Origin of the sequence: Blautia sp. AM42-2, assembly GCF_003480245.1 — a bacterium.
Lineage (GTDB): Bacteria > Bacillota > Clostridia > Lachnospirales > Lachnospiraceae > Fusicatenibacter > Fusicatenibacter saccharivorans.
On the sequence record NZ_QUIM01000005.1, the window covers coordinates 109,957 to 124,862 of the forward strand.

The following is a 14,906-nucleotide window of genomic DNA, read 5'->3' on the forward strand; positions in this document are numbered from 1 at the left end:
ATATTTTGAGAATAGCTTTCCAATATCGGAAACATATGGTAAAATAAACATAATTTAGAACGGGAAGAGGAGACCAAGAGGCATGTTGGACGAAAAAAGGATTCGTCAGATGACAAAACTGGCTTTTTTTGAAAAAAAAGAAGAAAAAAATGCCTTACGAATCGGCCGCTATTTTCGGAGTGATTACATCGGAAAAGAGCTTCTGAAAAATTTTTTTCTGGCTTCCATCGGATACATTCTGGTACTTGCGGTTGCAGTCTTATATCATATTGAATGGTTGGTGGACGAGATAGACACAATCGACCTGCAGTTTGCAGCAGGGTGTCTGATCGCGTCCTATCTGTGTTTTCTGGCAGTCTATTCCATTGCCGTGTATGTGATCAGCACGATCCGTTACCAGGGAGCACAGAAAAAGCTGAAATGGTATGGAAAAGAGCTGGATGACCTGCAGAACATGTATGAGGAACAGGAAAAAAGCGGGAAGAAATCCGGGCGCAGGAGGAAGGAAACATGACAGTATTGATTGAACTGAAAGAAAAATTAAAAGAGTTTTACGGCTCCTGCAGCGGAATCGTACTTCCGATTGTGAAATTTCTGCTCGCTCTTGCTGTATTTCGTGGTATTAATTCCAATCTCGGCTATCTGAAGATGCTGGACAGCATGTATGTGGTATTGATTCTGTCACTGATCTGCGCTATCCTGCCATTGAATGGAATGGTTTTCCTTGCAATGCTGGTGATCATCGGCCACTGCTTTGCACTTCACATGGTAATCGCGGGTCTTGCGGCGCTGGTTCTGCTGGTGCTCTGGTTTCTATATCTTCGCTTTATGCCGAAGGATGCGCCGGCACTCCTTTTGACACCGCTCGCATTCTGGCTTCACGTGCCATCTGCCGTTCCGGTTGCCTATGGTCTTGCCGGCACGCCGCTCTCTGCATTTTCAGCAGCCTGCGGTGTCGTTGTCTACTATATGTGCGACATGATTCACGGAAAAATGGAGCCGCTGCTTCATGCGGCGGAAGCACCGGAGATCACGGCAGTCGTACAGGAATTTTTCAACGGCCTTTTCCGCAATGAGGAAATGCTGCTGGTTCTGATCGCCTGCGCACTGACCGTACTTCTTGTCAATGCAATCCGCCACAGCAGTGCGGACTATGCATGGCAGATTTCCATTGTGGCAGGTTCGGTTGCCTATGCGGTTATTATGATTGCCGGAAGCCTGGCACTGGATGTACAGATTGCACTCCCGATGGTTCTGATCGGGGCGGCGGCCGGCTGTCTGGTTGGATTTGTTCTGGAGTTTTTCCTGTTCGGTGCAGACTACACCCGGGCAGAATACCTGGAATATGATGACGACGATTATTATTACTACGTAAAAGCCGTTCCAAAATTCAATGTGACAAAGGCACAGCGCCGTGTGACTTATATTCGGAATGAAAAGAAAAAAGAACCGGATCTGACAGACGAGGAACTCGATGCTCTGGCAAATCTTGGACATACAGAAGAATCCGGGAACAGCAGGGATCTTGATGAGATCGAGGAAAAAGAAGAAATAGAAGAAATAAACGAAACAGAAGAAATTCAGGAAGAAGAAATTCCGCCGCTGGATGAGGGCGATTATCAGGATGTGGATTATAAGAGCATGCTGGAGGACACCTTAAAGGATCTTTAAAAGAATTTTGAAAATCAGAAGAAAACCGGCCGGGGGAAAAAGAAAGGAAGTGACAGTGTGCGTGGCGTGTGGAACTGGATTGTCACAAGAACGGCAGACTACGGGCTGCCAAAACAAATTGAACTGATTGATATTGTGCAGATTCTGCTCATTGCATTTTTCGTCTATCACCTGATCCGCTGGCTGCAGAATACAAAGGCCTATACGCTGATGAAAGGTATTTTTCTGATTGGTGTCTTTGTCATCATTGCAAACGTGCTGAAAATGCAGACGATTCTGTGGCTGTTCGGAAACATCGGCGGGGCGGCGATCACAGCGGTTGTAATTATCTTTCAGCCGGAGCTTCGAAGAGTGGTCGAGCAGATTGGAGAAAAGAATCCGCTGTCTGCCATTTCTTTTGCGAGCGGCCAGGAGGAAAATGAACGGTTCAGTGACAAAACCATCAATGAACTGGTAAGGGCCAGTTTTGAAATGGGAGAAGTAAAGACCGGAGCGCTGATCGTCATCGAAAAGACCATCACCCTGGAGGAATATGAAAAGACCGGAATCCCGATTGACGGCGTTCTGACCAGCCAGCTGCTGATCAATATTTTCGAACACAATACGCCGCTGCACGACGGAGCCGTGATTGTACGGAACAACCGTGTCACGGCAGCAACATGTTACCTGCCGCTGTCCGACAACATGGATCTGAACAAGAATCTTGGAACACGCCACCGTGCAGGTGTCGGCATCAGTGAGGTGACGGATTCCTTTACGATTATTGTCTCCGAGGAAACCGGAAATGTGTCGTATGCTTCCGGCGGAGAACTCCACACGGCAGTAACACCGAGCGACCTTCGGGACCAGCTTCACAAAATCCAGAAGCTCGCGAAAAAACCGGAAGAGAAGAAAGGATGGCATATCCGCGGAATGCGTCAGAAAGTGGAGGGAGAGAAGAAATGAAAAAGAAAATTCTGAAAAAGCTTCTGAACAATCTCCCTTTGAAAATTCTTTCTATCCTGATTGCCATTGTAATCTGGTACGTTGTGGTCAGTGTGAATGACCCGATTGTGAAAGAGCGCTTTGATGTCCCCGTGCAGGTGACCAATGAAGCCTACATCGCAGCCGGAAAGAAAACATACCAGATTGAGGAGGAATACCAGACGGTCACAGTTACTGTCACGGATAACAACTCGGTTGTCAGCCGGCTGAAAGCATCGGATATCACCGTCACGGCCGATCTGACCCAGATTGTGACGATGGATACAAACCCGGTTTATGTGCCGATTAAGGCAACGTGCTCCATGGTAAAACAGGAAAAACTGAGCACAGTGACAGCAACGATCCCTGTGGAAATCGAGGATGTGGACAGCGAAAAATTCCCGATCACAATTGACGCAGGAAATACGAAACCGGCAAAAGATTACGAAGTGGGAACGATGACTTCCGATCCGGAGAGCATCACCATTTCCGGCCCGACGTCCCTGATCAATAAGATCAGCAGTGTGGTGGCAAAAGTAGATGTAACCAATATGCGGAACTCCGGAACCGTCACGGCGGATCTGATGATTATTGATAAAAACCAGGATGAGATGCCGGAATCCCAGATGGAATTTTTGAATTTCGACAGCGGCTCCCCGCAGGTGGATGTGGATATTGAACTGTGGCGCCGTGTATCCGGTATTAAGCTGAGTGCACTGTACAGCGGAACTCCGGCAGACGGCTATCAGATTAAAAATATCTATACCACACCGGAGGAAATCACCGTTGCCGGATCCGAGGAGGCACTTGCAAAGCTGGCGGATGAAGGCAATACGATTGAAATTCCGGAAGACTATACCTCCGTTGCAGGACAGCGCTCCGATGTGGAGACGACGGTTGACTTAAGCGATGTTCTCGCCGATGTGACAGATCTGAAAGTATCCTCCAGTTCGTCTGCATCCGTTACCGTTCACGTAACGGTTATGCCGAATGAGAGCAGGGAATTTGAACTTGATGTCGATCAGATCGAGACGAGCAATCTTCAGTCCACTTATACCGTTCTGTATGATCAGACACAGCTTGCAATCCGCATTAAAGCATCGGACAAAAATCTGGCCAAATTAGATACTTCCCAGATCAACGCATCCGTAGATCTGAATGGAATGGGTGTCGGGGATTACGAGGTACCGGTAAAAATCACACTGCCGGATGGCTATGAGCTCGTAGACAGTGTCAAGACAACGATTCATATCAAAGAAAAAGCAGTAGCAAATAAAACGACAGGAACAAATTAGGAGGGAAACCAATGGTAAGCGGAAAAGTGACCGTGAAAAATCCAACCGGCCTTCATCTTCGCCCGGCCGGAACCCTGTGCAAACAGGCAATGCAGTTTAAATCATCTATTACATTCCACTACGGAGATGGAAATACAGCAAATGCAAAGAGCGTCTTAAGCGTCCTTGGCGCATGCGTCAAATGCGGAGACGAAATTGAGCTGTTCTGCGAGGGAGAGGACGAGGAGGAAGCTCTGCAGTTCCTTGTCAATTCCATTCGGACGGGACTTGGGGAAGAACTGTAAGGAGAAAGAACAATGAAGAAATATGATTATGTTCTGGTTGGCGCCGGTCTGTATTCCGGAGTGATCGCTTATCTTGCCGGTCAGGCAGGGAAAAACTGTCTTGTACTGGAACGAAGAGATCATACAGGCGGAAATATTTACTGTGAAGAAATCGAGGGAATTCATGTACACAAGTATGGAGCGCATATTTTCCATACTTCGAATAAAGAGGTGTGGCAGTTTGTCAATTCGCTGGCAGAATTCAACCGTTATACAAACTCGCCGATTGCCAACTACAAAGGCGAAATTTATAATATGCCGTTCAATATGAATACCTTCAGTAAAATGTGGGGAATCCGCACACCGGAAGAGGCGAAAACAATCATCGAAGAGCAGAAAAAAGCTGTTCCGGGAGAGCCGAAAAATCTGGAAGAGCAGGCGATCAAACTGGTTGGAAAAGATATTTATGAAAAGCTGGTTAAGGGTTATACAGAAAAGCAGTGGGGAAGAGACTGCAGTGAGCTGCCGAGCTTTATCATCAAACGGCTTCCGGTGCGCTTTACGTATGACAACAACTATTTCAATGACCTTTATCAGGGAATTCCGATTGGCGGCTATAACGTTCTGACAGAGCGGCTTTTTGAAAAAGCGGATGTACAGACAGGTGTTGATTTTCTGGAAGATAAAGAAAAGTACCTGGCGATGGGTGAGACGGTGATTTACACCGGAGCGATTGATGCGTTTTACGATTATGCACTTGGCAAGCTGGAATACCGTACGGTGCGCTTTGAAACAGAAGTGCTGGATACCGACAATTATCAGGGCGTAGCTGTAGTAAACTACACCGATCGGGAGACACCGTATACGCGTGTGATCGAACACAAGCATTTCGAATTCGGAACCCAGAAAAAGACCGTCATTTCCAGAGAGTATTCCACCGACTGGAAAGAGGGGATGGAGCCGTACTACCCGGTGAATGATGCCAGAAACCAGGAACTTTATCAGAAATATGCCGCACTTGCGGAAAAAGAAGAGAAGGTTATCTTTGGCGGAAGACTTGGAGAATACAAGTATTACGATATGGACAAAGTCATTGAGGCTGCACTGAACCAGTGGGAGAAAATGCAGCGGTAGGAAAAAGAACTGCAAACGGAAATCAATCAAAACGGACTGCACACTTGACAGCAGTCCGTTTTTTGACTATATTATAAACGATATCCGGCTGGAAAATACCGGAAAATAAGAAAATGAAAGAGGTCGTTATGAGAAAAGAATATGATGACGAGGATGAAATCCCGGAAAGACGCCATTCCTCAGGAAAGAAAAAGAAGAAATTCGGCTGGGTTAATGTGCTCACCATCCTTCTCGTAGTTGTACTGGTTGTGCTCGTCGGTGTCTATGCTGTAATCAATCACTATTACAGCAAGAGTAACTACGTAAGCGACGATAAAATCACGATCAATAAATCCACAGAGGTTGAGACCGAAAGTACCGGGTTGACTGATGAGGAGACGGATGCCCTGCAGTCTGAGATTTTAAATGAGACACAGGACATTGAACTTCCAAACAACAATAACGTGTACAACATTCTGCTGATCGGTGTTGACCGTCGTGACAAAACGTGGTATGGAAACTCCGATTCCATGATTCTGATGTCCATCAATAAAGATACAAAACAGATCCACATGACATCCTTTATGCGTGACCTGTATGCAAATATCCCGGATGTCGGTGTGAAAAAACTGAATGCAGCCTGCGCATATGGCGGCGGTCCGCTGGTTGTACGAACCATCGAGGACAACTACAAACTGCCGATTGACAATTATGCAAGTGTTGACTTCGATTCCATGATTGACATTATCGATGATATCGGCGGAATCGAGCTTTCGCCGAGCGATGATGAAATCCGTGTAGCGAACCAATATGTTGATGAAATGTGCAGACTCCGTAATGTGGAGGCTTCCGCCCATCAGTATACAGCAGGCGGAGAGCAGCATGTGGATGGCTATCAGGCAGTTGCATATGCAAGAATCCGTTACGTTGGAAATTCTGATTATCAGAGAACGGAGCGTCAGCGAGAGGTTTTAAGCAAGATGATGCAGAAAATGAAATCGTCAAGCGTAACAGAACTGAGTGCACTGGCGGATACCATTCTTCCAAGTGTTACCCATAACATTGATCAGTCTACATTGATGACATTGATCGGAGAGCTGCCGACGATCCTCTCCTATGAGATTGTACAGAGCCGTGTACCATACGATGATCTGTACTCCAGCAAGGGTGAGATGCTTGTTCCGGATTTCTCGGCAACCATTTCCAGACTTCAGACAGAAATCTACGGATCTACTACCGTAAACGAATAAAAAAGAAACAAATGAAAAACCTCCTGTATCCGGCAAGAAAACCGGAGCCGGGAGGTTTTTTCTGCCCGAAAAACCGGAAAAAACCATAAGAAATTTGTAAGGTATTTTACCGGCGGATAACTTGAAATAGATGGAAAAATGTAGTAAGCTATAAATTGTATAAGAGTAAAAAAATGGGAGGATGAATAAGAATGAAAAGAAAGTTTCTGGCCGCAGCCGTACTTGGCGTCATGGTAAGTGTTACACCAGCCGGTGCATATGCAGCTTCTACAGAAACCAGTCCATTACCGGTAAATTCGGAAAGTGATACTGTAGCTCAGGCCGAAGACGAAGAAACGACTCCGACTCCGGCGCCAACTGAGACCCCAGAGGTTACACCGAGTGAGACTCCGGCTCCAACCGAAGCACCGACCGAAGCACCGACCGCAACACCAACCGTAACACCAACTGAGACCCCTTCCGAGACACCGACGCCGAGCGCAACTCCGGCTCCGGAAGTAAGTAATCTGAAGGAAGGCTGGAACAGCGTTGAAAGAGATGGAAAGAAACAGTTTCAGTACGGAGTTCTGGATGAGAATAATAAGGTGGTAGCTGCTACCGGACCAATAGAAATCGACGGTGTCGGTTATGTGTTTGATGAAAACGGCTACATGCTGACCGGTGAAGTAGAACTTACGGATAAAGATGGAAAAACCGGAACCTACTACTTGGATACAGAAGGGGAAGATCCTGCAAAAGACGGACTTGGTTCGATGCAGCAGGGTATCTGTGAAGGAAAAGTATTTGCACCGGAACTGAAAAGAAATGAACTTGTTACACTCGAATTTAATGATGGAAGCGTAGACGATTACTATGCGGATGAAAACGGCTATGCCATCTGGAGCAAGACCCAGAAGGTAGGAGATAAAACATATCTGTTTGGCGATGACGGCACCCGCGTAAAAGAGGCAGGTTTCCAGACTGTTGTCGATGAAAAAGGGGTAACGCATACCTACTATCTGAATGCAGACAGCACCGTATCTCTTGGAAACCACACCGTATATCAGCAGGAAGACCGTACCGTAAGCTGGCTGACAGTAGGTTCTACCTGGTATCTGGTAGATGCAGAAACTGGAGAACTCCTTTCCGGCTGGCAAAAGGTAGATACAGCAACCTACTATATGAAACCAGGTTCCTTTGATGCGAACGGAGACATGAAAGACGGAAGCTTCGAGATGGAGACCGGCAATCAGAAAAATAAATCCGGCTGGGCTGAAATTGATGGAAAATGGTACAGCTTCCGAAGCTGGGGCGGCGTACGAACCGGCTGGTTCAATTACGATGGAAATAAATATTATCTCCACGAAGACGGCCATATGGAAGACAATGCACTGAATCTGAATGGAACCTTGTACTTCTTCCGAAGCTGGGGCGGTATGCGCGTTAATGATGTTGCTGAATATGAAGGCAATTATTACTATGTCGGAGCTGACGGAACCGTTTCGACCACAACTGGCTGGAAAAAAATTAAAACCGCAACTCAGACGATCTGGTACTGGACGACGGCAGACAGTGGAAAACTGCTGACGAATTCCTGGCTGGATTACAATGGAAACAGCTATTATCTGAAAGCCGATGGAAAAATGGCTTTTAATGAGTGGCTGGATAACACCTATTACTTCCGCAGCTGGGGTGCGGCCTACAAAAACGCATGGGCAAAAGTCAACAATGTATGGTATTATTTTGACGGAAATGGAAAGAAATATACCAGCGGCTGGCTGACCTACAAAGGAAATAAGTATTATCTGAAATCCGATGGAACCATGCTTGCCAATGAATGGCTCGATGGAAAATACTACTTCAAGAGCTGGGGTGGTATGTATAAAAACGAATGGGGCAAGTCCGGCGATACCTGGTACTGGTTTAATGCAGATGGAACCAAACGGACGCAAAAAGGCTGGTTCCTCTATGATAAAAATTATTATTATCTGGATAAAGATGGAAAAATGCTGACCGGCTGGGTTTACCATGACGGTAACTATTATTACATGAAGAGCTGGGGCGGCATGGCACATGACGAGTGGATTCTTCATGATAAGAACTGGTACTACTTCAAGAGCTGGGGCGGCATGTACCATGATCAGTGGCTGACACTGAACGGTTCTCAGTATTATTTCCGCAGCTGGGGCGGAAGATATCAGAACTGCACCGCTACGATCAATGGAAAACAGTACAAATTCGATGCTTCCGGACGCAGAATCACGGAAGGATGGGAGTACATCGGAAAATACCGCCGTTACCGCAAAGCAGACGGTTCTCTGATGGAGGATGTGACAAGCATCTTCAATCCGTCATCCAAATACATCACAGTAGACAGAACCCGCGGACGTGTCACCATTTACGGCTATAACAGTGCAACCGGTTCTTACGATACCCCGATCAAATCCATGATCTGTTCCGTAGGAAACCCGATCAGCAACACAGCGGCGGGAACGTATAAAATCGGATGGCAGCTGAAGAAGAAGGAAATGAACGGTGAAGATTACAGATGCTGGGCACCATACGTATCGCAGATTTACGGTTCGGTTTATTTCCACGGTGTAGCGAGCAGCACACCGGATCTGAATATGATCTCTGCCGTAGACTTCAATTCCCTGGGATCACCGATGTCACATGGTTGTGTCAGACTGACTGCAATCGATGCAAAATGGATTTATGATAACGTCAGCAGCGGAACAACGGTCCGCATTGGCGACAATCTGGATTATCCGCTGACAAACCCGACCCGTTATACCTGGACAGGCGGTGCTTTCGGAAGCGATCCGACATATCGATAAAAAATAGAACAGGAATACCTGTATGAGAAAATCCATCGGGGCAGCAGTGCCGCCGATGGATTTTCTGATAAGAAGACATCGGCCATTTTACAGGAAAGGAAGACAGATACGATGGAATTACAGGAAAAGAAAAAGAACCGGACAGAACAGAAAACAGATATGCAGAATAAGGAAAAAGCATTGCTTACCCAACTTGACGAGATTGCAAAACAGGATCTCTGTCTGGCATTCTCCGGCGGTGTGGACAGCAGTCTGCTGCTGAAGCTTGTCATGGATGCATCTGCAAAATATGGAACAAAGGTTTATGCAGTAACCTTTCAGACACGGCTGCATCCGCCCTGCGACCTGGAGACAGCGACAAGAGTAGCAAAGGAGGTTGGCGCTGTTCATGAGGTCCTTTTTGTTGATGAGCTGGAGCAGGAGGCAATCCGTTACAATCCGGAAAACCGCTGCTATCTCTGTAAGCACTATCTATTTGGGAAACTTCTGGAATTTGCCCGCGATCACGGTGTCACCCAGGTACTCGACGGAACAAATGAGGATGACCTTCATGTCTACCGGCCGGGGCGAAAAGCGCTGAGAGAATATGGTGTCATCAGCCCGCTTGCAGCGTGTCATGTGACAAAAACAGAGGTAAAAGCACTTGCTGCAAAGTACGGCGTTTCCGTAGCACACCGTCCATCCACTCCATGTATGGCGACACGCCTTCCCTACGGGGCAGAAATTAACTATGACGTTCTGGATCGGATTGCGGACGGCGAAGCATGGCTTCATACGCTGTTCGGTGCGGAAGAGAATCTCCGCCTGCGTGTACATGGCGATGTGGTGCGTCTTGAAATCGCACCGGAGCGTATGGGGGAAGTGCTTGAGAAGAGAGAAGAAATGATTGCATATCTGAAAAAGCTCGGCTTTTCTTACCTGACGATGGATCTGGAAGGGTTCCGTTCCGGCAGTATGGATGAGAAAATAACACAGAAAGAGGAAACAAAATGAAAGCAATTTTAAGTGCGGACCGCAAATGGGGTCTGGGATATCAGGGACGGCTGCTGGTAAGTATTCCGTCTGATCTGCGATTCTTCCGTGAAACTACGATGGGACACGTTGTCGTGATGGGAAGAAAGACACTTGCTACACTCCCGGCAGGGCAGCCCTTAAAAGGCAGAACGAATATTATCTTAAGTCGCGATCCGGAATGGACTGTCCGCGGCGCAACCGTTGTCCACAGTATCAAAGAGCTGATGGAAGTGTTAAAGCCGTATGAGGACGACGATATTTATGTTGCGGGCGGCGGAGAAATTTACCGTCAGCTTCTCCCATACTGTGATACGGCATACGTCACACGAATTGACATGACGTATCAGGCGGATACCTTCTTTGAGGATCTTGACGAATCACCGGATTGGGAGATGGTAGAAGAGGGCGATGAGCAGACCTGCTTTGATATTGAATTTTATTTCACGGAATACCGAAGAAAGAATGAAAAGGCAGAACGCCCGCGATAAGGGTAAGACAGGACGTAAAAAACGGAGAAACCACAGAAAAAGCGGCTTCTCCGTTTTTTTATATAGGATACAAAAAGTATCAGTGCTGTCCGCCTGCAGAAAGCTCCAGCATTTTTTTCTTAATATCATTTTCGAGCTGTACCAGCTCAACTTCAGCGGCGGCACGTTTCTGGCGGCCGTCCTCCTGAATCTTCATCACTTCATCGAGGGTAGAGATCAGGCTCTGGTTCGTCTGTTTTAAGGTTTCCATATCGACGATACCGCGCTCAGATTCTTTTGCAGTCTCGATCGTTGCCATCTTCAGATTCTCCGCATTCTTTTTCAGAAGCTCATTTGTCATATCCGAAACCTGGCGCTGTGCTTTGGCAGCCTCAGTCGAGTGATGAACGCCGAGTGCAATGATCATCTGGTTTTTCCAGAGCGGAATGGTGTTGACGAGTGTGGATTGGATCTTTTCGGCCATTACAGAATCGCTGTTCTGAATCATGCGGATCTGCGGCGCTGTCTGGATCGAAACCATACGGGTCAGTTCCAGATCATACAGTTTCTTCTCAAATCGGTTGCAGAGATCTTCGAGATCCTTGGCAGCCTGTGCATCTTCGGCCTTTCCGGTCATCTGCGCTTTATTCTGCAGATCACGGAGTTCTGTGGAACGTACCAGCTCCAGCTTTTTCTTTCCTGCGAGAATGTACATGGTCAGCTCTTTAAAATAATTCAGGTTCTGTGCATACATCTGATCCAGAATGGCAATGTCTTTCAGAAGCTGCCGCTGGTGGCCGTCGAGCACGTCACAGATTTTATTGACATTCACCTCTGCCTTGTCATACTTCGCTTTCATTGCATTGATTTTGTTCGTGCTTTTCTTAAAGAAAGAGAATGGTCCCTTTTCTTCTTCTGCGTCAAACGTTTTCAGCTCTGTCACAACAGAGGTGAGCAGATCGCCGATTTCCCCGAGATCTTTGCTTCTGACGTTCTCCAGCGTTTTCTCGGAAAAGTCTGCCATTTTCTTCTGTGCACCGGCACCGTACTGCAGAATGCCGTTTGTATTGGCAAGATCAATCTGGGAAACAAAGGCATCCACCATGGCTTTCTGTTCGTCGGACAGAACAGAATCATCCATGACCTCTTTCTTTTCTTCCGGCTGCTGTACCGGAAGTTCCGGTTCCGGCTCCGGAGCGCCGAAACTTAAGCTTGGAATTTCAGTGGTGTCCTTTATAAAATCATTCATGTTTTCTATTCTCCTTTTCTTCGGTACGGAAACGTAACCGGTGATTTGATTTCAATTGTATAGCTTTGAATAGTTACATGTGAAGCGGCTCAATATCCTGCTTTGACGGACCTGCCTGATTTGTCAGTCCCTCCTGCGCCAGCATCGTCTGCAGAACAGAGATATCAGAAGAAATATCCCATGCCGTTGTCTGGAACAGATCATCAAGCAGCTTTTCGAATGCGGCATTGATGGTATCCAGTGTGTCCTCGATTTCCTTCTTGGTTCGGAGAATATTGTCGCTTTGAATTGGTTCGTTCTCAAAGGAACGGTAAGCGTCGAGCAGCTTCCAGGTTGTCGGCATATAGTAATCCATAAATTTCCGCAGGGCGGCGGCTTCTTTTGGGCGCTTTTTTGCCTCCTCGAGAATCCGGGTAACAACCGTTTCGAGACGGCTCAGCTTGGCTGTGATGACTTCACCCGGCAGATCCAGGTTGCACTGATGGATCTTCTGAATATAAGATTCACATTCTTCCAGCATCTGCTGGTATTCCGGCGTTACACCGGAGGCCTCCAGCTGTTCACGTGCTTTCTGTTCGGCAATCTGCTGTTCCTTCTGGCTGGCGAGCATTGCGCGGTACTGGTCGTAGCAGTCCTTTGTCACCATCAGACAGGTACCATTCTCGTCGAGGTGGCCCTGGCGCAGCATGGATTTATCAATCATGGTCGTAATATCGGTCAGAAGCTCACCTTTCTCACAGTGCATACTGTCGCAGAGTTCTTTCGTAGAAATATATTCCTTTGTGCCGATCAGCGTACAGATCTGGCGGAAATGGCGGACCAGACGCCGGTTTTTACTTCCCTTTTTCAGAAGAATGCCGCCGCCGATGGTAAATGCGGCAAAAATAAGAGAAGGAATCAGCGCGCTGTTGTCTGGACCTGCAAATAAGGAATACAGACTAAGCGCTGTGCAGCAGCCGAACAGTCCGGTGACACCCCAGCCGGCAGCCGTCTGAAATCCGCCGACAAGTGCAAGATCGGTGGAGGGCATAAAGCGCTCGCGCAGTACACGACGTTCCTGTATGCGGCTGTTCCATTCCGTATTCTGGGGGGTCTGCCAGGTATGGGAAGGTTTGGGAACCGGGTTCGCGCTCTTACCCGGCATCGTGCCTCCCGGCCCGTAGGAATAGTGATGCGGTCCGGTCTGCTGCGCTGTATTATTATGGGAAGAATGCTGGCTGCTGTAGGAAGTATCTGCGGAATAGCCGCGGGACGGCTCCTGTGTGCCATTTGCACGGAATGGTCCCTTCCGGTTTGGGTAGACAAACTGGTTGATGGTGTCTGAAATCTTCCGGTTTAATTCCTGAAAATCCTGAGAATTTACAGCATTATCCACAAGCTTTCCAATACTGTCGCCGACATCCTTTAAATCATCTTCAAAACTCATGTCAGTTCCTTTCTGATGAGGTACTTTTTCTGTGTACCGTCTTCCGTTTATTATACAATGCGATTGGAAATCTTACAAGCATACAGTGCTTAATTTTCTATGAAGCTGGAGCTGACGGGAATGGTTACAGTTCACAGGAAATGATTTTGTTTTTGGATGAGTTGAAAGAAAGCAGTAACTATTATATACTAAAGAATATCGAATGTCAGAAAAAATCAAATTAGAATAAAGGGGCCGCAATACCAAATGAATAAAAACGAAATTATCCAGATACAGGGAATGGAATATAAAGAAATGACAAAACAGCTTTTGAACAAATGTGCCTTAGCCACGCTCATTCCTTCGAAGGTCAGTCTCATCGGTATTAAGCCAAATCTGGTAGCACCTGTCCCGGCGGAGTTTGGAGGGACGACACATCCGGAGGTGGTTGCGGGGATCATCGAATATCTTCAGGAAAACGGATTTACTAACCTTCAAATCATGGAAGGCTCCTGGGTGGGAGATAAGACGGAGGAATCGTTTGAGGTCTGTGGATACCGTATGCTTTCGGAACAGTACGGCGTTCCGCTTATCGATGCGCAGAAGGAAAAAAGCATGCCGGTGCAGTGTGGTGATATGGAACTTCAGATTTGCGAATGTGCGAAAAAGGTGGATTTTATGATCAATGTCCCGGTCATGAAAGGCCATTGCCAGACTAAAATTACCTGCGCACTGAAAAACATGAAAGGTCTCTTGCCGAATAAAGAAAAACGTCATTTTCATGCCATGGGACTTCATCGGCCAATTGCGCATCTGGGGCTGGGGATTCATCAGGATTTTATTTTGGTGGATAATATCTGCGGAGACCTTGACTTTGAGGATGGCGGTAATCCGTTTATTATGAATCGCCTTTTCGCTGGGTTAGATCCGGTGTTGATCGATGCATATGTCTGCGCGGAACTGCATTATAGGCCAGAAGATGTCCCGTATGTCAAAATGGCAGAAGAGTTGGGCGTGGGCAGCGCTGATCTCACACGGCTTTCAATCCGCCAAATTGGCGAAATTGGTGAAAAAAGAGTGATTCCGGAAAAACGGAAGATCGTGGAACTGCAGGATGCCGTAGAGGAAGTTGAGTCCTGCAGTGCCTGCTACGGCTATCTGATCCCGGCGCTCGACCGGCTGAAAGAGGAAGGACTGCTGCAGGAACTCCACGAAAAAATCTGCATCGGGCAGGGATACCGGGGAAAGAGCGGGGCGCTTGGTGTGGGAAGTTGTACTTCCGGGTTTGCATGCAATCTGAAAGGCTGTCCGCCAACGGATGAGCAGATGTATGAATTTTTGAAGCAGTACATTGCAACTAGACGAAAAACAGAAGCAGAAAAATAGCAACAGAGGAGAGA

At 47.2% G+C, this 14,906-nt stretch carries 13 protein-coding genes; 11 read left to right on the forward strand and 2 right to left on the reverse strand.

Annotated features, from left to right (window positions below; translation table 11 throughout):
• Window positions 1–82 precede the first annotated feature (82 nt).
• From DW915_RS07995 to DW915_RS08040, 10 genes are all read left to right on the forward strand, one after another.
• Window positions 83–514, forward strand: coding sequence for a hypothetical protein (locus DW915_RS07995; RefSeq protein WP_022462226.1), 432 nt, complete (start codon window positions 83–85; stop codon window positions 512–514).
• On the forward strand, window positions 511–1,671 hold the full coding sequence (locus DW915_RS08000) for a hypothetical protein (protein WP_118741902.1): 1,161 nt from the start codon (window positions 511–513) through the stop codon (window positions 1,669–1,671). Before DW915_RS07995 ends, DW915_RS08000 begins: the two co-directional genes overlap by 4 nt.
• Before the next feature lie 57 nt (window positions 1,672–1,728).
• Entirely contained in the window at window positions 1,729–2,616 is an 888-nt protein-coding gene (cdaA, locus tag DW915_RS08005) for a diadenylate cyclase CdaA (protein WP_022462228.1), read from the forward strand.
• The gene (locus DW915_RS08010) at window positions 2,613–3,929 is read left to right on the forward strand and encodes a CdaR family protein (protein ID WP_158581042.1); all 1,317 of its coding nucleotides are present in this window, start codon (window positions 2,613–2,615) and stop codon (window positions 3,927–3,929) included. Before cdaA ends, DW915_RS08010 begins: the two co-directional genes overlap by 4 nt.
• Before the next feature lie 11 nt (window positions 3,930–3,940).
• The gene (locus tag DW915_RS08015; RefSeq protein ID WP_022462230.1) at window positions 3,941–4,213 is read left to right on the forward strand and encodes an HPr family phosphocarrier protein; all 273 of its coding nucleotides are present in this window, start codon (window positions 3,941–3,943) and stop codon (window positions 4,211–4,213) included.
• A gap of 12 nt (window positions 4,214–4,225) precedes the next feature.
• Window positions 4,226–5,326, forward strand: a complete 1,101-nt coding sequence (glf, locus tag DW915_RS08020; RefSeq protein ID WP_118741904.1) for a UDP-galactopyranose mutase — start codon at window positions 4,226–4,228, stop codon at window positions 5,324–5,326.
• Between the two features lie 128 nt (window positions 5,327–5,454).
• Window positions 5,455–6,555 carry an LCP family protein gene (locus DW915_RS08025; protein ID WP_158581043.1) on the forward strand — a complete coding sequence of 367 codons (1,101 nt, stop codon included), beginning with the start codon at window positions 5,455–5,457 and terminating at the stop codon, window positions 6,553–6,555.
• Window positions 6,556–6,746: 191 nt separating this feature from the next.
• Window positions 6,747–9,371, forward strand: coding sequence for a L,D-transpeptidase family protein (locus DW915_RS08030; RefSeq protein WP_118741906.1), 2,625 nt, complete (start codon window positions 6,747–6,749; stop codon window positions 9,369–9,371).
• Between the two features lie 111 nt (window positions 9,372–9,482).
• The gene (gene larE, locus DW915_RS08035) at window positions 9,483–10,364 is read left to right on the forward strand and encodes an ATP-dependent sacrificial sulfur transferase LarE (protein ID WP_330376945.1); all 882 of its coding nucleotides are present in this window, start codon (window positions 9,483–9,485) and stop codon (window positions 10,362–10,364) included.
• On the forward strand, window positions 10,361–10,873 hold the full coding sequence (locus DW915_RS08040) for a dihydrofolate reductase (RefSeq protein ID WP_055218639.1): 513 nt from the start codon (window positions 10,361–10,363) through the stop codon (window positions 10,871–10,873). The genes larE and DW915_RS08040 overlap by 4 nt, the downstream gene beginning before the upstream one ends.
• A 79-nt stretch (window positions 10,874–10,952) precedes the next feature.
• Here DW915_RS08040 and DW915_RS08045 read toward each other — a convergent pair whose 3' ends face one another.
• A complete protein-coding gene (locus tag DW915_RS08045) occupies window positions 10,953–12,101 on the reverse strand; it encodes a toxic anion resistance protein (protein WP_022462060.1) in 1,149 nt (382 codons plus the stop codon).
• 73 nt (window positions 12,102–12,174) lie between these two features.
• A complete protein-coding gene (locus tag DW915_RS08050) occupies window positions 12,175–13,527 on the reverse strand; it encodes a 5-bromo-4-chloroindolyl phosphate hydrolysis family protein (RefSeq protein ID WP_118741907.1) in 1,353 nt (450 codons plus the stop codon).
• Window positions 13,528–13,773: 246 nt separating this feature from the next.
• Between DW915_RS08050 and DW915_RS08055 the strand changes: the two genes are divergently transcribed.
• Entirely contained in the window at window positions 13,774–14,892 is a 1,119-nt protein-coding gene (locus DW915_RS08055) for a DUF362 domain-containing protein (protein WP_118741908.1), read from the forward strand.
• The last annotated feature ends 14 nt before the right edge of the window (window positions 14,893–14,906 follow it).